15 protein-coding genes are annotated in these 19789 nt (G+C 72.4%); 6 read left to right on the top strand and 9 right to left on the bottom strand.

What is annotated here, in order from left to right:
* Positions 1 to 58: 58 nt before the first annotated feature.
* The gene (locus tag IE313_RS03095) at positions 59 to 937 is read right to left on the bottom strand and encodes a MurR/RpiR family transcriptional regulator (RefSeq protein WP_189929330.1); all 879 of its coding nucleotides are present in this window, start codon (positions 935 to 937) and stop codon (positions 59 to 61) included.
* Between the two features lie 122 nt (positions 938 to 1059).
* On the opposite strand from IE313_RS03095, the gene IE313_RS03090 reads away from it, so the two are divergent.
* The 4 genes from IE313_RS03090 (at position 1060) to IE313_RS03075 (ending at position 8801) form a co-directional block, all read left to right on the top strand.
* On the top strand, positions 1060 to 2679 hold the full coding sequence (locus tag IE313_RS03090) for a gamma-glutamyltransferase family protein (protein WP_229924341.1): 1620 nt from the start codon (positions 1060 to 1062) through the stop codon (positions 2677 to 2679).
* 257 nt (positions 2680 to 2936) lie between these two features.
* The gene (gene acnA / locus IE313_RS03085; protein ID WP_189929328.1) at positions 2937 to 5642 is read left to right on the top strand and encodes an aconitate hydratase AcnA; all 2706 of its coding nucleotides are present in this window, start codon (positions 2937 to 2939) and stop codon (positions 5640 to 5642) included.
* Entirely contained in the window at positions 5635 to 6393 is a 759-nt protein-coding gene (locus IE313_RS03080) for an MBL fold metallo-hydrolase (RefSeq protein ID WP_189929327.1), read from the top strand. The genes acnA and IE313_RS03080 overlap by 8 nt, the downstream gene beginning before the upstream one ends.
* 71 nt (positions 6394 to 6464) lie before the next feature.
* Positions 6465 to 8801: an aminotransferase class III-fold pyridoxal phosphate-dependent enzyme gene (locus IE313_RS03075; RefSeq protein ID WP_189929326.1), complete on the top strand. Its 2337-nt coding sequence runs from the start codon at positions 6465 to 6467 to the stop codon at positions 8799 to 8801.
* 113 nt (positions 8802 to 8914) lie between these two features.
* Here the strand turns inward: IE313_RS03075 and IE313_RS03070 are convergent, their stop codons facing one another.
* The 4 genes from IE313_RS03070 to IE313_RS03055 all read right to left on the bottom strand — a co-directional run bounded on the left by IE313_RS03070 (position 8915) and on the right by IE313_RS03055 (position 13184).
* Positions 8915 to 10405: a serine hydrolase domain-containing protein gene (locus tag IE313_RS03070; RefSeq protein ID WP_189929325.1), complete on the bottom strand. Its 1491-nt coding sequence runs from the start codon at positions 10403 to 10405 to the stop codon at positions 8915 to 8917.
* 200 nt (positions 10406 to 10605) lie between these two features.
* Positions 10606 to 11397, bottom strand: a complete 792-nt coding sequence (locus IE313_RS03065; RefSeq protein ID WP_189929324.1) for an amino acid ABC transporter ATP-binding protein — start codon at positions 11395 to 11397, stop codon at positions 10606 to 10608.
* A gap of 2 nt (positions 11398 to 11399) precedes the next feature.
* On the bottom strand, positions 11400 to 12170 hold the full coding sequence (locus IE313_RS03060; RefSeq protein WP_189929323.1) for an amino acid ABC transporter permease: 771 nt from the start codon (positions 12168 to 12170) through the stop codon (positions 11400 to 11402).
* A 174-nt stretch (positions 12171 to 12344) separates the two neighbouring features.
* Entirely contained in the window at positions 12345 to 13184 is an 840-nt protein-coding gene (locus tag IE313_RS03055) for an alpha/beta hydrolase family protein (RefSeq protein WP_189929322.1), read from the bottom strand.
* Positions 13185 to 13366: 182 nt separating this feature from the next.
* Between IE313_RS03055 and IE313_RS03050 the strand changes: the two genes are divergently transcribed.
* Positions 13367 to 14035, top strand: coding sequence for a GntR family transcriptional regulator (locus IE313_RS03050; protein WP_189929321.1), 669 nt, complete (start codon positions 13367 to 13369; stop codon positions 14033 to 14035).
* Positions 14036 to 14138: 103 nt separating this feature from the next.
* On the opposite strand, the gene IE313_RS03045 is transcribed toward IE313_RS03050, so the two are convergent.
* The 4 genes from IE313_RS03045 to IE313_RS03030 are packed head-to-tail and all read right to left on the bottom strand — an operon-like array spanning position 14139 to position 18374.
* Positions 14139 to 15083, bottom strand: a complete 945-nt coding sequence (locus tag IE313_RS03045) for a cyclase family protein (RefSeq protein ID WP_189929320.1) — start codon at positions 15081 to 15083, stop codon at positions 14139 to 14141.
* Positions 15084 to 15104: 21 nt separating this feature from the next.
* A complete protein-coding gene (locus IE313_RS03040) occupies positions 15105 to 15836 on the bottom strand; it encodes a cupin domain-containing protein (RefSeq protein ID WP_189929319.1) in 732 nt (243 codons plus the stop codon).
* Positions 15833 to 17209 (bottom strand): NAD-dependent succinate-semialdehyde dehydrogenase, encoded by a 1377-nt coding sequence (locus tag IE313_RS03035; RefSeq protein ID WP_189929318.1) that lies wholly within the window; start codon positions 17207 to 17209, stop codon positions 15833 to 15835. Before IE313_RS03035 ends, IE313_RS03040 begins: the two co-directional genes overlap by 4 nt.
* 28 nt (positions 17210 to 17237) lie before the next feature.
* Positions 17238 to 18374: an isocitrate/isopropylmalate dehydrogenase family protein gene (locus IE313_RS03030; RefSeq protein WP_229924340.1), complete on the bottom strand. Its 1137-nt coding sequence runs from the start codon at positions 18372 to 18374 to the stop codon at positions 17238 to 17240.
* Between the two features lie 423 nt (positions 18375 to 18797).
* Here IE313_RS03030 and IE313_RS03025 point away from each other — a divergent pair, with 423 nt between their 5' ends.
* Positions 18798 to 19688, top strand: a complete 891-nt coding sequence (locus IE313_RS03025) for a substrate-binding periplasmic protein (protein ID WP_189929317.1) — start codon at positions 18798 to 18800, stop codon at positions 19686 to 19688.
* The last annotated feature ends 101 nt before the right edge of the window (positions 19689 to 19789 follow it).

The following is a 19789-nucleotide window of genomic DNA, read 5'->3' as shown; positions in this document are numbered from 1 at the left end:
CGATGGGGGCCTTCGGCCCGACCGGGCCCGGTCGGGCCCGGTCCGGGGCGCGTGGCACTCAGGCGTCCGGGACGATCTCCTGCCTGAGCCTCGTCAGCAGGGCGTAGGTGTCGACGGCCGGCTCCTTGCCGACCGACATCGCGGCGAGGACGAGCATGTCGGCCAGGAGCATGGCGCACAGGGGTTCGGCGGTCAGGCCGCCCGGTGAGCTCTCGTCGGAGAGGACGACGTCCACCATGTCGACGATCTCCTGGTCCAGCCGCTCCGTCACGAGGACCACCCCGATGCCCATCGCCTTCGCGTGGGCGATCAGCAGCCGCAGGTCGGGAAGGGCCCGGCCGGGGGCGAACACGACGGCGGCGTGCTGGGGGGTCAGGGTCAGCAGCTCGTCGGCCAGGGTGAATCCGGTGGTGCCGCAGGCCCGGGACCGCTTGCCCGCACGGTTGAGCTTGAGCGCGAGGTACCGGGCGCTCAGTTCGTTGGAGCCCCATCCGTAGCAGAACACCTCCCCGGCCGAGACGATGAGCCGCAACGCCTCGGTCAGCCGGGCCACGTCGAGCCCGGCGCCGAACCGCCTGATGCGCTCCCTCGCGTCGTCCACGACGGCCGACGAGGCGTCGGCGAGGTCCTTCGACGCCTGGGAGATCTCCAGACGGGTGCTGATCTGCGGTGCCCCACCGGCGCCGAGGTGTGCCCCGAGGGAGTTCTTGAGGTCCGGAAGGCCCGCGTAGCCGAGTCGTCTTGCGGTGCGCACCACGGTGGCGTCGCTCGTGCCCGTCCTGCGCGCGATGTCGCCCGCGGCGGCCAGCATGACGTCCTGGGGGGCCGCGGCCACCAGATAGCGCGCCACCTTGCGTTCGGTCCTGGTGAGCCGACTCCACTCGTGGTTGACCCGGCTCGCCAGCGAGTGCCCGCTCGGAGGTTCCGTAGTATTCATATCAAGCATTGCCATTTCTGTCGAGAATGCTACGGTACCCGATCTGTTCGAATCCGCCCCGCCACGGCCGCGATGCCGACCTTCCGTCACCCGGCCGCCACGCACTCGGTCGAGGAGTTCCCTTGAGACGGACACACGGCGCCATCGCCACCCCCCACCATCTGGCCACCGAGGCCGGGGAGCGGGCCTACCGGGCAGGGGGCAACGCCATCGACGCCGCACTGGCCGCGGCCACCACGCTCACCGTGGTGTACCCGCACAACACGGCCGTCGGCGGTGACCTGGTGGCCCTCGTACGCGATCCGCGGGGCACGATCGTCTGCGTCAACGCGACCGGCACGGCCCCCGCCGCCCGGAACCCGGCGGAACTGCGCGCCGCACACGGCAGCCGTCTGCCGGCCAAGGGCCCGGACACGATCACGGTGCCGGGTGCGGTGCGCGGCTGGCAGGAGATCCGGCGGCACGGTGCCGCCCTCGCCTGGGCCGACCAGTTCCGGGCGGCCGTCGCCCATGCCGCCGAGGGCGTTCCGGTGGCCCGCTCGCTCGCCGCGGCCTTCGCCGCCGACGGCGAGGTGCTCGCCCGGGACCCGGGCGCCCGGCAGGTGTTCGCGCCCGGGGGCGACTTCCTCGGCGAGGGCCGGCCCCTGGTTCAGGAACGGCTCGCGGAAACGCTTCGGCAGATCGCCGCGAACGGCCCTGACGAGCTGTACGGCGGCCGGGTCGGCGCCACGCTGGCGGCGGGACTCCAGGCGGCGGGATGTCCGCTGACGGTCGACGACCTCAGGGCGTACACCGTCCGCACCACCCCCGCGATCTCGGCGCCCTTCTCGGGCGTCCGGGTCCACACGAGCCCGCCCAACACCCAGGGCTTCGCACTGCTGCGCACGGTACGGGCGCTGACCGAACTGGGCCTTCACACCCCTTCTCCGGGGCTTCCCGCCGGTGTGCTCGCCCGGTTGTTCCTCGACGGCACCGAGGTGCGCGACACCCTGCTCGCCGATCCCGACTTCGCGCCGACCGACGTCCTGGACCACGGCTTCGGCGAACTCGTCCGGCTGCTGCGCTCCCGTGCACCGCGCCGCACCGGGGCCGCGGTCCCCCCGGACTCGGTGTCGGTGCCGCGCGGCGACACCGTCGGTGTGGCCGCCGCGGACTCCCACGGGTACGCCGTCTCCCTCATCCAGAGCGTCTACGGCAGCTTCGGGTCCGCCGTGCTCGAACCCGGGACCGGCATCCTCATGCAGAACCGCGGCACCGCCTTCTCCCTCGATGCGGCCTCGCCGAACGTGCTGCGGCCCGGCAAGCGGCCCAAGCACACGCTGATGCCCGTCCTGGTGACCGAGCAGGACCGCGTCCGCTGGGTCAACTCCACGATGGGCGGCCACGGTCAGCCGCAGATCCACGCCCAGGTGCTCGTCCAACTGCTCGGCGGGCACTCCCCCGCACAGGCGGTCAGCGCTCCGCGGTACGTCGTGGGCCCCAGGAAGCCGGGAGACACCGCGGACACCGTGTACCACGAAGCCGACCTGTCGCCCGCCACGGTCGCCGCACTGGCCGCCGACGACTTCCCGCTGCGCGAGGTCCCGGCCCGTACCGAGTTCCTCGGGCACACCAACGTCGTCTCCGTCGACGCGGACGGGACGCTGACCGCGGGCAGCGACCCGCGCTCCGACGGCTCGGCGGCCGTGGTCGCCCTGCCGGGGGCAGGAGCGGACGCCTCCGGCACACCGGCCGGCAGCTAGACCGGCACCGAGTCCCGTACGGGCCGGACAGTGACGGGCCCGGACGATGACGGGCCCGGACGGTGACAGGGCCGGACGGGCCGCGGTCCGGCGAACCGGCTCCACCTCCCCGGCTCCACCGCCCCCGCACGCACACCCCGCACCCCCAGCGCACACCCCGCCCCCCTCGGCCCGGCCCTGGACCACCTGCGGTCCAGGGCCGGCTGGTTTTGCCTCCACTGCTGCTATAGCCTATAAGCTATTCAGGGAGGAGCACGATGCAGACAGGGCCGTTGAACAGCTATCGGAGCCTCGCGCGGCTCGACCTTGCGGGTCGGAGTTTTCGAGTGCACCGGCTCGATGCCGTCCCCGGCGCCGAACGCCTGCCGATGAGCCTCAAGATCCTTCTGGAGAACCTGCTGCGCCACGAGGACGGCAGTTCCGTGACGGCCGATCAGATCGCGGCGCTGGTGCGCGGCGGTGGCGACGGGGTCGCGGACGCCGTGTCGTTCTCACCGTCGCGGGTCCTCCTGCACGACACCAACGGCGTACCGGTGCTCACGGATCTCGCCGCGCTGCGCGACGCGGTCGCGGCGGCGGGCGGTGACCCGCGCCGCGTCAGCCCGCGCATCCCGAGCCATCTGACCGTCGACCACTCGATCGCCACGGAGGTCTCCGGCCGCCCGGACGCCCTCGACGTCAACGTCGAGCTGGAGTACGCGCGCAACGCCGAGCGGTACCGCTTCCTGAAGTGGGGCGAGCGGCTCGACGGCGTCCACGTCATCCCGCCGGGCGCCGGGATCATGCACCAGATCAACCTGGAGTTCCTGGCCCGGGTGGTCGAGCGGCGCGACGGATGGGCGTTCCCCGACACCTGCGCGGGCACGGACTCGCACACCACGATGGTGAGCGCCCTCGGCACCCTGGCCTGGGGCGTCGGCGGTGTCGAGGCGGAGGTGGCCCTGCTCGGGCAACCGCTGAGCATCGCCGTGCCACCGGTCGTCGGCGTCGAACTGGTGGGCGAACCGTCGCCGGGCGTGACCGCCACCGATCTGGTGCTCACCATCACGCAGACGCTGCGGGGGCACGGGGTGGTGGGCAAGTTCGTCGAGTTCACGGGTGAGGCGATCAGCCGGCTCCCGCTGGCGCACCGGGCGACGATCTCGAACATGTGCCCGGAGTACGGCGCGACCACCGCCATGTTCCCGATCGACCGCACCACGCTGGAGTACCTGCGGCTGACCGGCCGCCGCCCCGATCACCTGGCGGCCGTGGAGACGTACGCGAAGGAACAGGGCCTGTGGCACGATCCGGCCCACCGTCCGCGCTACGACGAGCACCTGCGCATCGACCTGTCGGCGGTGACCGCCTCACTGGCCGGTCCGAGCAGACCCCAGGACCGGTTGCCCCTGGCGGCGGTTCCGGCCGGTGCCGCCGCGGCGATCGAGAACCTGGTCGGCACGCGGTCGCGACGCGCCGCCGCCGCCGGCGCCCCGCGCCCCGGGCAGGGCCGCGGCGAGCGCATGCGCGCCGAGGGCTCCGGCGCGGTCCGCGACGGCGCCGTGGCCATCGCGGCGATCACCTCGTGCACCAACACGTCCAACCCGCACGTCATGATCGCCGCGGGACTGCTCGCCCGCAACGCACGCGCGCGGGGCCTCACCGCGAAGCCCTGGGTGAAGGCGAGCCTCGCGCCCGGGTCCAGGACCGTCACGGAGTACCTCGGCCGCGCGGGCCTGTCCCGGCCGCTCGACGAACTCGGCTTCCACCTCGCCGGCTACGGGTGCATGACCTGCATCGGCAACTCCGGGCCGCTCCTGCCGGACGTCGCCAGGGCCGTCGCAGAACGCGACGTGGTGGTCGCCTCCGTGCTGTCGGGCAACCGGAACTTCGACGGCCGCATCAACAACGACGTCTCCCTGAACTACCTGGCCTCGCCGCCCCTGGTCGTCGCCTACGCGCTGGCCGGCTCGATCACGCACGACCTGCTGCGCGAGCCCCTGGGCAGGGACGCCGACTCGGTGCCCGTCTTCCTCGCCGACCTGTGGCCGAGCGACGCGGAGATAGAGGAGGCCGTGAGCGCCCACCTGGCGCCGGAGCTGTTCGGCGCGGCGTACGCGCGGGTGTTCGAGGGCGACGAGCGCTGGGCCGCCGTGCCCGCCGCGACCGGGGAGCTGTTCGACTGGCCCGCGGACTCCACCTACCTGCGCCGGCCCCCGTTCCTGGACGGGGTCACCGCCGAGGCGCCACCGCCCCGGGATGTCGTCGGCGCCCGCACCCTGGTGCTGCTCGGCGACTCCGTGACCACCGACCACATCAGCCCGGCCGGCCGCATCCCCGCCGCGAGCCCGGCGGGGCGCCTGCTCACGGGCCTCGGGGAGAGCGAGCTCAACACCTACGCCTCGCGCCGCGGCAACTACGACGTCATGGTGCGCGGCGGGTTCGCCAACCCCCGGTTGCGCAACCTGCTCGCGCCGCCGGCGAGCGGCGCGGTGACCCCCGACTTCACCCGCGACGGCGTTCTCGTCCCGGTCCACGAGGCGGCCCGGTCGTACGCCGCCGCCGGAACCCCCCTGCTGGTCGTGGCGGGCAAGGAGTACGGCACGGGCTCGTCCCGGGACTGGGCGGCGAAGGCGACGGCCCTGCTCGGGGTGCGGGCCGTCATCGCACGGTCCTTCGAGCGGATCCACCGCTCCAACCTCGTCCAGCTCGGCGTCCTGCCGCTGCAGTTCGCCGACGGTGAGAGCGCCGAGTCGCTCGGTCTCGACGGGCGCGAGAGGTTCGACGTCCTCGGGATCGGGGAGGCGCTGCGGGCTCCCCGCTCACCCGTGACGGTGCGGGTCACCCCGCACGACGGCGCCCGTGCCCCCTTCTCGTTCACGGTGACGGCGCGGCTGGACACGCCCCAGGAGGCCCGCTACTACGCCCACGGCGGCGTCCTGCCGTACGTCTACCGGCAGTTCCTGCGGGGCGGCCTTGACTGAGCCGCCCGCCGCCCGCGACCGCCTCCCCTCCGACCCGCCCGCGATCGACACGCTGCTGACCGGTCAGGGGCTCTCCTCCGACCAGGGGAGCATCGGTTTCGGCGCCGTCTACCTCGTCACCGCCGGATCGCTGCGGATCCTGTTCGACTGCGGGCACACGGGCCGCAGAAGAGCGCTGCTCGGGGCCCTCGCCCGGCGGGGACTCGGCCCCGGCGTCATCGACGTCCTGGTGCTCTCCCACAGCCACTGGGACCACATCCAGAACGCCGACCTCTTCCGGAGCGCCGACGTCCTGCTGCACCCCGCGGAGGCGGACCACCTCGGCTCCGCGCCCACCGACGATCCGTTCACTCCCCCGTGGTCGGCGGCGATCCTGCGGTCCTGCGCGGTGCGCGACGCCGCGGACGGGCTCGGCATCGCGCCGGGCGTCACCGTCACGGGTCTGCCCGGGCACACGAAGGGCTCGATCGGCCTGACCGTGCACACCGCCGGCGGCACGGCGCTGCTGACGGGCGACGCCGTGTCGTCGGCGCGCGCGCTGCGGGCGGGACGCTGCACCAACGTGCTGGCCGACGAGGCGGACGCGGCACGGTCGGTGGAACTCGTGCGCACCCGGGCCGACCTGGTCTACCCCGGCCACGACCGGCCGTTCACGGTGGTGGACGGGGCCCCCGGCGACTATCTGCTCCCACCCGCCGTGCCCGGCGCGCACGCTCCGGGCACCGGCGGTCTCTCCGCGCCGGCTCCGTGAGCGCCCGCGCCCGTCGCCACGCGCAGGCCCCCCGGCACGGCCGGGACCACCCACGAGAGAGGACCGTCATCATGACCACGGACGCGCCAGGGCCGGACGGCTCGGTGAGCGGAGTCTTCGCCGAGCCCGCACCGGCGTTCTCCTCGGAGCGCCTGAGGCAGGCGCTGCTGAGGCACTGGAACATGTCAGAACCCCGGGTGCGTCCGCTCGACAGCGAACGCGACCTCAACGTTCTCGTCGACCGCGGCTTCGTCCTGAAGATCTCCAACCCCGCCGAGGACCCCGGTGTCGTCGACATGGAGGTGCGGGCGCTGGAGCACGTGCGCGCGTCCGATCCGTCCCTCGCCGTGCCCGCCCTGGTGCCCGCCCAGGCGGGCAAGCCGGTCGTGCGCGTGCACGACGACTCCGGCCGCGCGTGCCTGGTCCGGATGATCACGCTGCTCCCCGGTGCCCCGCTGGAGGGCAAGCGGCTCGGCCCTGAGCTCGCCGAGCGGGTCGGGGACGCCGCCGGCCGGGTCTCGACCGCCTTGCAGGGCTTCTTCCACCCGGCCGCGGGCCGGGCGCTGATGTGGGACATCCGGCGGGCCCCCGAGGTGGTGCGGGCCGGCTCGTGGGCCGGCGCGGAGCGGCTGCACGAACTGGCCGACCGGGTGCGTCCCGCGCTGGACGCCACCCGCACCCTGCCGTCCTGGGTGCAGCACGCCGACGTCACGCTCACCAATGTGCTGGCCGGGCCCGGGGGACGGATCAGCGGGGTGATCGACTTCGGCGACATGCACCACACCGCCGCGGTGTGCGACCTCGCGGTGACCCTCACCTCGGTGCTGCGCGGCACCGACGTGTCGTCCGGCCGGCTCTGGCGCCTGACGGAGGCCGTGCTGCGCGGGTACCAGCGGCACCGCAGGCTGTCCACGGCCGAGGCGTCCGTCCTCGGTGAGCTGGTCATCGCCCGGCTGCTGACCACCCTGGCGGTGTCGGCGGCCCGCCGCGGGCGGCACCGCGACAACCACCGCTACATCACGCAGTACGACGACGGCAGCGAGCAGGTGCTGGGGGTCCTCGCCGCCCTTGAGCCGGCCGGGCTCGCCGACCGGATGACGCGCCTTGCCGGGGCCCGCGACCTCGCCGGTGCCGTGCCGCGGGGCGCGCTGCCGGCGCGGCGGGCCGCGGCGATGGGCGGTCCGCTGTCACCGCTGTTCTACCGGCGCCCGCTCGAACTGGTCCGCGGCGAGGGCCCCTGGTTGTTCGCCGCCGACGGCACGCGGTACCTCGACGGCTACAACAACGTCCCCGTGGTCGGGCACGCGCACCCGGCCGTCACCAACGCCGTGGGCACCCAACTGGCCGCCCTGAACACGCACTCCCGGTATCTGCATCCGGGCATCGTCGAGCTGGCGGAGCGGATCCTGGCCACCGTGCCGGCCCCCCTCGACACCTGTCTGTTCACCACCTCCGGCACCGAGGCCAACGAGCTGGCCTGGCGGCTGGCCGTCGCCGCCACCGGCGGCGACGGTGCGATCGTCGCGGAGCACGCGTACCACGGTGCCTCCGCGTGGATGGCGGACCTCAGCTCGAACGAGTGGCCCAAGGGGTACCGGCCGCGGCGCGTCGCCACCTACCGCGCCCCGCACGGCCCCGCGGCCGACCTGACCGCGGCCGTGGCGGCCGGGCGGATCGAGCGGGCCGGGGCGGCGCTGGCGGCCGGCGGGGCCCGGCCGGCGCTGGTGGCGGCCGACTCGCAGTTCACGTCCGAGGGCATCCTCGACGCGCCCGCCGGGTTCCTCGCCGGTCTCGTCGAGGGCGCCCACGCCGTCGGCGCCTTGAGCCTGGCGGACGAGGTGCAGTCCGGTTACGGGCGCAGCGGCCCGCAGTTGTGGCGCTTCTCGCTGGCGGGGATCACGCCCGACATCGTGACGCTGGGCAAGCCGATGGGGGCCGGATACCCCATCGGTGCGGTGGTCACCCGGCGGGAGATCGCCGAGGTGCTGGCGCGGGACTACGAGTACTTCTCCACCTTCGCCGCGACACCGGTCGCCGCGGCCGCCGGGCACGCGGTCCTCGATGTGCTGGAGGCGACGGGTCTCCCGCAGCGTGCCGTCGAGGTGGGTTCGCTGCTGCGGGAGCGGCTGCGTGCGGTGGCCGCCGCGGAACCGCTGCTGGGCGAGGTACGCGGCACCGGGCTGCTCGCGGGCGTCGACGTGCTCTCCGACGGCGCCCGGCCCTCCGGGGCGCTGGCACGGGAGTTGCTGGACCGCCTGGTGGAGCAGGGCGTGCTGGCGGGCCGTACCGGCCCCCGCGGGGACGTGCTGAAGATCCGTCCGCCCCTGGTGTGGGAGACCGGCCACGTGGAGGCGTTCATGGACGGGCTGGCGAGGGCGCTCGCGGGGCTGGGCCGGGACCCGAGGTGAACCCCGTCCCGGGCGCCGGCCCGGGACGGCCCGCTCGGGACCCGGCCCGCTCGGGACCCGGCCCGCTCGGGACCCGGTCCGTTCGGCCCGGCCCGCTCGGGGGGGGCCGGGCGTCACCCGCGGCGCACGCCGTGGGCGGACGGGAGCCGGGTGGGCCCGGAGTTGACGTTGACGGCGCGTTCGACGCTCACCCGCCCGTCACCGAACCGGAGCACGAGCCGGTCGATGAACGGGCTCTCCAGGAAGTGCCACGTCGCGCTCAGGACGTCCCCGTCGGCCCCCTCCCCGTCGGACCACTGGGCGCCGGCCAGCACGAGCGCGGACTCCTCCTGGTAGGAGTGGTGGAGCCGCCAGGTGCTGACGCCGGTGCGCTGGCGGACCCAGTGGCCGACACCGTGCTCGATGGTGTGCCGTCCGCGCTCGTCCTCGACGACGAGCAGCACGGAGTCGGCACGCACCTCGACGGACAGGGAGCGAACGCCCTGCTCGTTGGCCTCGAAGTCGTAGGTCTCGTGCAGGCCGACCCGGCGCACCGAGGGGTCGAGCCGCTCGGGATCGCGGGCGCCCCGCACCCACCGCCGCACCGCCGCACCCTCCCCGGCGTCCTGCGCGTCGTCCGCCGCGCCGTCGCCGAAGGACGCGCGGAACGCCGTCCTGAGCATGGCGGGCAGGTCGTGGTAGCTGCCGTCCCCCATCGCGCCGGTGACGACGACGACACCGCCGTGGCGGGGGAAGACCATGCACTCCTGTCCGAAGATGCCGGAGGCGTTGTAGATGCCGTCGTCGGTGGTCCAGAACTGATACCCGTAGCCGGAGTCCACCGGGGCGTCCTCGGGGGGCGGCAGGAGTTCCGAGCCGTTCCACCGGCCGCTGACGGCCTTGAGCACGTGCAGGGCCGACGCCTTCTGGGGCCAGCCGGCCGGCAGGACGCGTCTGCCCTGCCACATCCCGTCCTGGAGGTGGAGCACCCCGAAGGAGAGCAGGTCACGCGGCCGCAGTGACAGCCCGTTGCCGCCGCTCGCGACTCCTTCGGGGTCGTGCTCCCACGCGAAGTCGGTGATGCCGAGGGGTTCGAAGAGGCGGGGACGCAGGTACTCGTCCACGGGCACCCCGGACACCTGCTGCACGATGGCGGACAGGACGTGGCTGGTGGTGCTGCTGTACTGGAAGGAGAGGCCCGGGGCCTGGCGGACCGGCTCGTCGAGGAACTCTCCCACCCAGCCCGTGGGGCGCAGCCTCGTCGTCGCCCCGGACAGTCCCCTGCCGTGGCCCGTCTGCATGGTCAGCAGGTCGCGGACCCGCATCCGGCTCAGGTTCTCGCCGGGCGGGCCGGGCAGCCGTCCGGCGAAGAAGGAGACCACCGGGTCGTCCAGTCTCAGCAGCCCTTCGGCCTCGGCGAAGCCGACGGCGGTGCCGGTGAAGCTCTTGGTGGCCGAGTGGGTCTTGTGCTTGAGGTCTGGTTCGTGGGGCCACTGCCACAGGTCGAGCACCGTTCTCCCGTGCCGGTGAACGAGCAGCGAATGCAGCCGCATGCCCCGGGCCGAGAGGTCGCGCAGGAGGGTGTGGATGGGGCGCATGCCGAGGGCCGGCGCTTCGTTCGTCATGGTCACCAAGTCTTGTCGGGCGGCGGGAGCACCCGGCCCTGCCTCGTGCACCTGGTGCGGAGCGGGCGGGCGGCGCCAGTGCTCCGCGCGCACTGCGAACGGTGGAAGGAAGTCGGTGCCGGTGGGCTCGGGCCGGGCGCCGGGCCGACGGGACACCGGGGCCGGGCGCCGGGGCGGCGCACCGGGTCAGGGCACCCCGGTCACAGCACCTGGGAGAGGAAGGAGCGCAGCCGGGGCGTCTGCGGGTCGGCGAGCAGTTGCCGTGCCGGGCCCTCCTCCGCGATCACGCCGCTGTCCATGAACAGGACGCGGTCGGACACCTCCCGGGCGAAGTTCATCTCGTGGGTGACCACCACCATGGTCATACCGGAGGATGTGGCGAGGTCGCGCATGACGTCGAGCACGCCCTTCACCAGCTCGGGGTCGAGGGCCGAGGTGGCCTCGTCGAAGAGCATGATGTCGGGTTCCATGGCGAGCGAGCGCGCGATGGCCACCCGCTGCTGCTGACCCCCGGACAGGCTCCCCGGGCGCGAGGACGCGAGGGAGCGCAGGCCCACCTTCTCGAGCTGTGCGAGGGCACGCTCCTCGGCCTCCTGCCGGGACATCCTGCGCACCCGCCGCAGCGCGACGGTGATGTTGTCGAGCGCGCTCTTGTGCGGGAAGAGGTTGAAGTGCTGGAAGACCATGCCGATACGGGAGCGGACCGCGTTCAGGTCCACCTTGGGGGCGGTGATCACCTGGCCGTGCACCCGGATGGTCCCGGAGGTCGGCGGCGACAGCAGGTTGATGCAGCGCAGCAGCGTCGACTTGCCGGAGCCGGAGGCGCCGATGAGGCACACCGTCTCACCGGGGACGACGGTCGCCGACACGCCCTTGAGGACGTCGACCTTGCCGAAGGACTTGCAGATGTCGAGCAGTTCGACGGCGGGCTCGACGGGGCGGTCCCCGCCCCGCTGCCGCGGCTTCGCGTCGTCGATGGCTGTCTGTTCCATGGTCATGCTCCCGCTTCCATACCGGCCCCGACGGGTGTCAGTGGCTCCTTGCCGACGGGCTCGTCGGCCACCGTGGGGCGCTTGCCCTCCCGCATCCGCCGGTCGAACCGGTTGACGAGATGGGTCAGCGGCACGGTGAACGCGATGTACACCAGGCCGGCCGCGACGAACGAGGACGAGTTGTAGCTGACCGCCTGCGCCTGCTGGGCGATGAAGTACAGCTCGCGCTCCCCCACGGCCAGGCCGAGCAGGTAGACCAGCGAGCTCTCCTTGACGGCGATGATGAACTGGTTGGCGAGCGCGGGGAGCACGTTCCTGATGCCCTGCGGCACGACGATCAGCATCAGCGTCGTCAGGTGGCTCATGCCCAGGCTGCGGCCCGCCTCCATCTGGCCGACCGGCACACTCTGGATGCCGGACCGGAAGATCTCCGCGATGTAGGCCGCGTTGATCAGGCCGATGGCGAGGATCGCGTAGCCCATGGGCGATTCACCGAACGGCCTGATGTCGGCGGAGGGCAGACCGATGCCGATGATGCTGACGGTGACGATGGCGGGCAGTCCGCGGAAGATGTCCACGTAGATCCTGGCCGGCGCCCGCAGCCACCACCGCGTGGCGATGAGCAGCATCGACAGCAGCAGTCCGGCCGTGAGCCCGAGCAGCAGCGAGAGCGACGCGATGATCAGTGTGTTGCGCAGTCCCTCACCCAGGAGCGTGGGCAGCACATGGAGTATCTGGTGGATGTCGAAGAAGGAATGCAGGAAATCGCCCATGGAACACGGTGTCCTTACCTTGGGTCTGCCGTAGCGGCGATCACGCTCGGCGGGCGGTGACCGCCTGGGGCCGGGGCCTGGCCGGTGGCCCGGTCGCTGCCGGTCCACAGGCCGTGCGGCGATGACCGTAACGTAACAGCACCGACAACATTGTCAATATTTGAAGTGGACGTTTCAGGAAGTGAGATTCCGGGCGAGTACGTCGGCCACGAACTCCTGGACCGCGGGCGCGACTCCGACACCCTGGTGCGCGACGCCCGGGACGATGTCCAACCGCACCTTGATCCCGTGGGCCTCGAAGTTGTCGCGCAGCGTCCTCAGCCGTTCGATGCGGGTGCGGCCGGTCTTCTCCACGCCGTCCATCCAGTTGGGCCCGCCGACGTTGTTGATCTCCCACGTCTCCACGTCCTCGGCACCCACCACCATGTGCACCGGGACGCTCCGCAGTGCCTCCAGGTCGATCCCGACACCGAAGCGCTCCTCGAAGTCCGCGGTGCCGATCCACCACGGGAGGGTGTCGTCGAGCTGGGTGATCCGGCCCGGCGCACCGATCGACACGCCCGCCAGCCGGTCGGGGTGCACGTAGAAGAACCGGTGCACGAACTGCCCGCCACCGGAGAACCCGTGCAGGACGAACCTCTCCCGCTGGGCGTTGAACCGCTCGCCGACCTCGTCGACCATGTACAGCAGCTCCTCGTCGAAGCGCATGTCCTGGTACTTGAGGAACTTGAAGTTGTGCAGCTCGCCCGGCTCGCCGATGCCCGCGGGGAACAGCGGCGTGAGGATGATGCAGCGGTGCCGGATGGCGAACTCCTTCCACCGGTCCCGGTAGAGCTCCGCCGACCGGCCGGTGCCGTGCTGGATGACGACGAGCGGCAGCGGGGGCGCCTGGGGCGTGTGGTCCTTGGGCACGTAGAGGGCGTAGGACAGGCGCTGGTCGTGCTGCGAGGCGAAGAAGGGGGTCCCGCCTATGAAGTGGGCGCCCTGGGCGTCGCGTTCGGGGCTCTGAGACATGTGCGCATCCCTTGGGTCGTGATCAAGCCAGGTTTCATATAGCCTATAGGCATGGGGATTGCAGGACCAGATGCGAGCGGGGCGCATATAGGCTGTAGGCCGTACTTGACAACCTGCACCGGTGCCCTCGGCTCTGTATCCTTGCGCTCACCCCGTCCGCCGGAGAAGAGATTGTCAGGTTGATGAGCGTCGATCCTCGCCCCGCCCTCACGAAGAGCGCCTACGCCTACCAGGAGCTGCGCCGCCGCATCCTCGCAGGTGAGCTACGGCAGGGCCGGTCCATCTCCCAGGAGCAACTGGCGATGGAGCTCGGCGTGAGCACCACACCTCTGCGGGAGGCGCTGCGGCGGCTGGACGCCGAGGGGCTCGTCACGATCGACGCCCACCGTGACGCGCGTGTCACCGAGCTGAGTGCCGAGGAGGCCCGCAGCCTCTACGAGGTCCGCGAGCAGCTCGATCCGCTGGCCGCACGGCTGGCGGCCGCCCGGCGCACGGAGTCGGACGCCGCCGCGATCAAAGCGGCCCTGAAGGGGCTGGAGCCACTCAGTGCCTCGGCCGACTTCGAGCACCTGCTCGCCCACCGGGCCTTCCACCGCAGCGTCTACACGGCCTCCCACAACCCCCTGCTGATGTCGCTGCTGGAAGGCCTGTGGGACAAGGCCGACCGCTACCGCCAGCTCCGTCTCCAGGCGGGCCCGGACTCCCCCGAGGACCAGGAGCGGGTCAGGCACGAGCACAACGCGATCGCCGAGGCCGTGATCGCCGGGGACGCGAAGGCCGCGGAGAGCGCCATGAAGAAGCACGTGCGCGCCAGCCTCGGTCAGCGTGCCATCGCCACGCTGACGAGCTGAGCCCCGCGCCGACCAGCCGATCCCCGCGGCCTGCCGATCCCCGCGATCGGCCGGGGACACCGAACCGGCCGGGCTTCGACCCGGCCGGTCCGGTGTCCCGGCCTCACAGCACCGCGAGCGGGTTGGCGGGCGAGCCGGTGCCGCCCTCGACCACCAGCGGCGCCAGGACGAACATGAACGTGTGCCGCTCCTGTGCGGCGCAGACCGCGGCCAGCGGTGCCAGTTCGCAGTTGTCCACGACGGCGAGCCCGTACGCGAAGATGGCGCCGTGCACCGTCCAGGGGATGCCCCAGTCGTTGGGTGCGTGGTCGAGCATGTCCCAGGCGAGCACGGCGCAGTCGTGCTCGCGCAGGAAGCCGAGGCAGGACGCGTGCAGGCCCGGCCGGCGCGGTTCGCCCCGGTCGGTGCGCTCGGTGCCCCAGACCGGGTTCTCCCGGTCCCAGCGGTCACGCCCCGAGTAGACCACCACCGCGTCGCCCGCCGTGACGCCCACCCCCTGGGCCCGTGCCACGGCTGCCAGCTCGTCGCCGTGCACCGGCCGCTCGTGGGTGACGTACGGCTCGCCGCGGAAGGCCGGCACGTCGAGCAGTACGCCGCGGGTGACGATGCCGTCCCGCCAGTGGTCGATCGAGCCCCACCGGCTGCCGCGGGAGGTCAGCTCCGCCTCGGGGTCGCGGCCCTGCCACATCCCGCGCTCGTCCCAGACGTGGCACAGGGCGTCGATGTGGGTGGCCGCGGTGCCGTGGTACTCGATCCCGTAGTAGTCGCCGGCGATGCCCCCGGTGCCCCGGGGGGTCCACGTGGTGTAGTGCGACGCCGGACGGGGGTTGCCGGGGCGCGGCAGGGTCGGGAAGGGCCGGCTCAGCGAGACCGTCCGGCCCGCCCGCACCAGCGCCGCGGCCTCGGCGCGTTTGCGGTCGGTGATCAGGTTGACGGCGCCCACCTGGTCGTCCTCGCCCCAGCGGTGCCAGTTGCTCCGCCCGTACAGCAGGTCGAGGACGTCGTCGCGTTCCCAGACGCGCTGGTCGTCGCCTTCTTCACGCTTCACGTCGCGTACTCCCCGGCGCCTTCAGAAGGCGGTCAGGACGGGCCGGAAGTGCATGACCTCCGGCGGCCCGGCCACGCAGTCCGCGATGAGGCGCCGCCACTCCCTGAAGTCAGCCGAGCCGCGGAACCCCGTGACGTGATCCTCCACCGAGTCCCAGCCGATCTCCAGGCGGTACTCCAGCGGGTCCTCGTGGGACCGCTCCAGGGTCAGGGTGCGGGCCCCCCGCGCGCGCTGGAACAGCGGGGCCGCCGCAGCGACGGCTGCCTCGAAGTCCTTGGCACGGCCTGGCAGCACCGTGATCCGCGCGGCCTCGCGGACCACGGACGCCGGCTCCGCGGACCCGGTGGGGTCCTCCGCGTCGATGCGGGAGCGCTCGCCCGAGGCCACGAGGGTCCTGGTCGTCTCCAGCGACGCGTACGTCCAGAAGATCTTCATGGGCTCGGTGGCCGAGGCGTTCTCGAAGTGGTGGGCGACGTTCGCCGGTACGAGGGTGGTGTCGAAGCACCGCAGCCGGGTCCGCTCGCCGGCGATGTCGACGACGGCCTCCCCCTGGATGACCACGACCGACTCGGTCGCGTTGTGGGTGTGGTGCCCGATCGCCGCGCCCGCCTCGAACTCCGTGATGCCGTTGAGGAACGAGGTGGCACCGCGGGCGGTGGTCACCAGCGGTACGGTACGCGCGCCCGCCCCCCGGTCCCTGGCGGGCAGTTCGTCGGGACGCAGCACCGTCCCCCTGCGTGCTCGGTCGCTCATGACGCCACCGCCGGGCCGATCCACACGGTCTTCACGTTGACGAACTCCTTGATTCCGTACTCGCCCAGTTCACGCCCGTATCCGGACTTCTTGACGCCGCCGAAGGGGAGCCGGGGGTCCGAGGCCACCTGGCCGTTGACGAAGACCGCCCCGGCGTCGATCAGCGGAACGAGCCGCCGGGCCTCGTCGAGGTCGGCGGTCCACAGCGCGGCGCCCAGCCCGAACGCGGTCCTGTTGGCCAGTTCGACGGCCTCCTGCGCACCGCGCACCCGACTCACACCGGCCACGGGGCCGAAGGTCTCCTCGGTGAAGGCGGCCATGTCCGGGCTGACGTGGTCGATGACCGTGGGCGGGTAGTAGAAACCCGGACCCTCGACGGGCCGGCCGCCCAGCCGCAGGACCCCTCCCGCCTCGACGGTGCGGCGCACCTGGTCGTGCAGGGTGTCCCTGAGGTCCCCCCGGGCCAGTGGCCCGATCTCGGTGGCCTCGTCGAGCGGGTCGCCCACGACCAGCGCACCTGCCTTGCGCACCACGAGGTCGACGAAGGTGTCCGCGACGCGCTCGTCCACGATCAGCCGCTTGGCGTTGACGCAGCTCTGGCCGCAGGTGTTGAAACGGGACCGGACGGCCACCGTGGACGCCTCGTCGAGGTCGGCGTCCGCGAGCACGACGAAGGGGTCGGAACCGCCCAGTTCGAGGACGTGCTTCTTCAGATGGGTGCCCGCCTGGCCCGCCACGATGGCGCCCACCTGCGTGGAACCCGTGACGGTGACGCCCGCGATGCGGTCGTCGGCGATCAGGGCGGCCACCGCCCCCGGCTCCACCAGCAGCGAGGTGCACAGTCCTGCCGGAGCGCCCGCCTCACGGACGATCTCCTCCAGCAGCAGGGCACAGGCCGGCACGTTGCTCGCATGCTTGAGTACCGCCCCGTTGCCCGCGGCGAGCGCGGGGGCGAGGAAGCGGAAGAACTGCCAGAAGGGGTAGTTCCACGGCATGACCGCGAGCAGGACGCCGAGGGGCTCGAAGACGACCGTACTCTCACTCGCCGCGGAGGCGACCGGCCGGGGCGCGAGGTAGCGCTCGGCGTGCTCCGCGTAGTGGTCGAGCGTCCACGCCGACTTCTCGATCTCCGCCCGTGCCTCCGCCAGGGGCTTGCCCATCTCACGGGTGATCAGCCGGGCGAAGCGGTCCTCGTCGGCGCGCAGTCCCCGGGCGATGGCGCTCAGCAGCGGCAGCCGCCGTTCGACAGGTGTGGCGCGCCAGGCCCGCTGGGCCGCGGCGGCGGCCGTCAGCACGGCCTCGACCTCCTCGGCGGTGTGCTCGTCGTACTTCTCGACGAGTGCCTGTGTCGCCGGGTTGACGGACAGCGGCATGCCGGCTCCTTTCGGGTGCTGGTCCTGGTCAGTTCCCGAGCGGCGCCGCGGCACGCAGTGCGGCGACGACACGATCGGTGAATGCGGTGGTGCCGAGGCTGCCGCCGACGTCGGGCGTGCGCGATCCCGGCTCCTCTAGTACCCGGTCCACGGCCGACTCGATGGCGGATGCCGCCGTGGTCAGTGCCTCGTCGCCCGCGCGCCGGCCCCGCCAGTCGAGCAGCATGGCGGCCGACAGGACGAGCGACACCGGGTTGGCGGTCCCGCGGCCGGCGATGTCCGGCGCGGAGCCGTGCTGCGCCTGCGCGACCGCCACGTCGTGCCCGGCGTTGAGCGAACCGCCGAGCCCGAGGCTGCCGGAGAGCTCCGCGGCCTCGTCGGAGAGGATGTCGCCGAACATGTTGGTGGTCACCAGCACGTCGAAGGTGTCCGGCCTGCGGATCAGCGCGGCCGCCGCGGCATCGACGATCAGTTCGTCGAGCTCGATCCCGGGGAAGCGCTCCGCGACCTTGCGCACCTCGCGCAGGAAGAGGCCGTCGGAGAGTTTGAGGACGTTCGCCTTGTGCACGGCAGTGACCCTGCCGCGGCGGCGGCCGGCGAGTTCGAACGCGGCCTCGGCGACCCGTGCGCAGCCGCGTGCGGTGATCTTCCGCAGGCTGAAGGCCTGGTCGGCGTCCGGCATGAACTCCCCGCTGCCCGCGTACATGTTCCGGTCGGAGTAGAAGCCCTCGGTGTTCTCACGGACGATCACGAGGTCCATCGGGGCGCGCAGCACGCTCAGGTCCGCCCGCGACCTGCACGGCCGGACGTTCGCGAACAGCTCGAACCTCACCCGCAGCTCCGCCGAGGGGTTGATGCCGCCCTCCGCCCTGGGCGGGTAGTCGTAGTGCGACACAGGACCGAGGATCACCCCGTCCACGGCCGGCACGCGCTCCAGCACACGCCGCGGCAGCGTGGTCCCCTCCTTCGCGAGGGCGGCCAGCCCGATGTCCTCGCTCTCCACGGCGAGGCCGAGCCCGTACACGTCGTCGGCCGCTTCGAGCACCCGCAGGGTGGCGGCCGTGATCTCCGGTCCGATCCCGTCGCCGGGCAGTACGAGCACGTTCATGGCCATCCAGTCTTCCTCCGGCTGTTCGGCGGCGTTCTCGGCGAAGTCCTGGGCCACTGCGCCCTGTCCGCATAGCCTATAGGCTATGGGTAGTTTTTAGACGGTGCGTACTGCGCTGTCAACGCCAGGACTGCGCACCACCGTGGGACGGAGGGGCGCAGGCGGCGGGTGCGGACACCGCGCCGAAGGGCGGGGCGACCTGCCGGGGCGGGCGGCCCCGGCAGATCGCCCCCCGCGGACCGCCCACCGCCGCCGCGAGTGCGAAAGCGCCGCGAGGCCGGGAGCACGGAGCACGAAGGGCATGGCGCCGCCGACCGGGACGACCCGGAAACGCACCACGGGCCCCGGCCCGGTCCACAGTCGGACGGATCGTTGACGCCCTATTCCCTATAACCTATAGTCACGCTCCATCATTGCACCTGGTTGCACATCCCCGCAGTTCAGTCGGTCGGTCCTCCCCCGGCGACTCGAAGGAGAAGCATGAACCGGCACATCATGAGACGACTCGTCAGCGGACTGGCTGTCGCCGTTGCCATGGCCACGTCCGCCACCGCGTGCGGCAGTGGCAGCGACGGCGACTCCGGCTCCGGCTCCTCCGGCACCGCGAAGGACTACGGCCTCGTCCGGTCCGGAACCATCACCGCCGCGGTGACCGCCGGCGACTACCCCTTTGTGGCCCCCGACGCGACCGGCAAGCCGGTGGGCATGCTCGTGGACCTCAACAACATGATCTCCAAGCGGATGGGCCTCAAGATCGTCTACAAGACGACCACCGTCCAGGCGGGCCTGCCCGCGCTGACCAGCGGTCAGTACGACATGATGTCCGTGGGCCTGGTGGCGACGCCGGAGCGCAGGAAGAGCGTGGCCTTCACCAAGCCGATCTTCTGGGGCCAGAACGTCATCGTCGTCCCCGCCGGCTCGAAGGCGAAGGCGCTGGACGACTTCACGGGCAAGCGGGTCGGCGCCGGTGCGAACAGCTCGCAGGCCGACTTCGCGCAGAAGAGCCTCACCAAGTCGCGGCTGGTGTCGGAGGCCACCGACAGTGCGGGCGTCAGTCAACTGCTGGCCGGCAACCTCGACGGGATGGTGCTCGGCTCCACCCACGTGAGCAAGATACTCAAGGAGCACCCCGGCAAGCTCAGGACGGCGCTGACCTCCCCGCAGGACCAGCCGGGCGCGATGGCGGTCAACAAGAAGCTGACCAAGTTCCTCGCCGACTACAACAAGGAACTCACCGTCCTCGCCGACAACGGGACGTTCCTGAAGCTCTACCAGAAGTACTTCCCGGACCTTCCCTACCCGACGCAGATGTACAAGTTCTGGCCGTCGATCCAGAAGCAGGTCGAGGCGCAGGGCGAGAAGACCTCCTAGTACCGGTCCCGGAGGGAGAGCAACCCCCTGGGCGCCACCACCGCCGTCCGCGCGGCGCGACGGCATCGGAGCGGGCAGGGCGCCCTGCCCGCTCCGATGCC

Source organism: Streptomyces sulfonofaciens (assembly GCF_014656295.1).
Lineage (GTDB): Bacteria > Actinomycetota > Actinomycetes > Streptomycetales > Streptomycetaceae > Streptomyces > Streptomyces sulfonofaciens.
This window is presented reverse-complemented; position numbering and strand designations above follow the sequence as displayed.

Excerpts from the sequence above, each read along its gene's own strand:
- IE313_RS03060 (WP_189929323.1), bottom strand. The coding sequence starts at position 12,170 with ATGGGCGATTTCCTGCATTCCTTCTTCGACATCCACCAGATACTCCAT.
- IE313_RS03095 (WP_189929330.1), bottom strand. The coding sequence starts at position 937 with ATGAATACTACGGAACCTCCGAGCGGGCACTCGCTGGCGAGCCGGGTC.
- IE313_RS03035 (WP_189929318.1), bottom strand. The coding sequence starts at position 17,209 with ATGCCGCTGTCCGTCAACCCGGCGACACAGGCACTCGTCGAGAAGTAC.
- IE313_RS03040 (WP_189929319.1), bottom strand. The coding sequence starts at position 15,836 with ATGAGCGACCGAGCACGCAGGGGGACGGTGCTGCGTCCCGACGAACTG.
- IE313_RS03070 (WP_189929325.1), bottom strand. The coding sequence starts at position 10,405 with ATGACGAACGAAGCGCCGGCCCTCGGCATGCGCCCCATCCACACCCTC.
- IE313_RS03065 (WP_189929324.1), bottom strand. The coding sequence starts at position 11,397 with ATGGAACAGACAGCCATCGACGACGCGAAGCCGCGGCAGCGGGGCGGG.
- acnA (WP_189929328.1), top strand. The coding sequence starts at position 2,937 with ATGCAGACAGGGCCGTTGAACAGCTATCGGAGCCTCGCGCGGCTCGAC.
- IE313_RS03075 (WP_189929326.1), top strand. The coding sequence starts at position 6,465 with ATGACCACGGACGCGCCAGGGCCGGACGGCTCGGTGAGCGGAGTCTTC.
- IE313_RS03025 (WP_189929317.1), top strand. The coding sequence starts at position 18,798 with ATGAACCGGCACATCATGAGACGACTCGTCAGCGGACTGGCTGTCGCC.
- IE313_RS03055 (WP_189929322.1), bottom strand. The coding sequence starts at position 13,184 with ATGTCTCAGAGCCCCGAACGCGACGCCCAGGGCGCCCACTTCATAGGC.
- IE313_RS03050 (WP_189929321.1), top strand. The coding sequence starts at position 13,367 with ATGAGCGTCGATCCTCGCCCCGCCCTCACGAAGAGCGCCTACGCCTAC.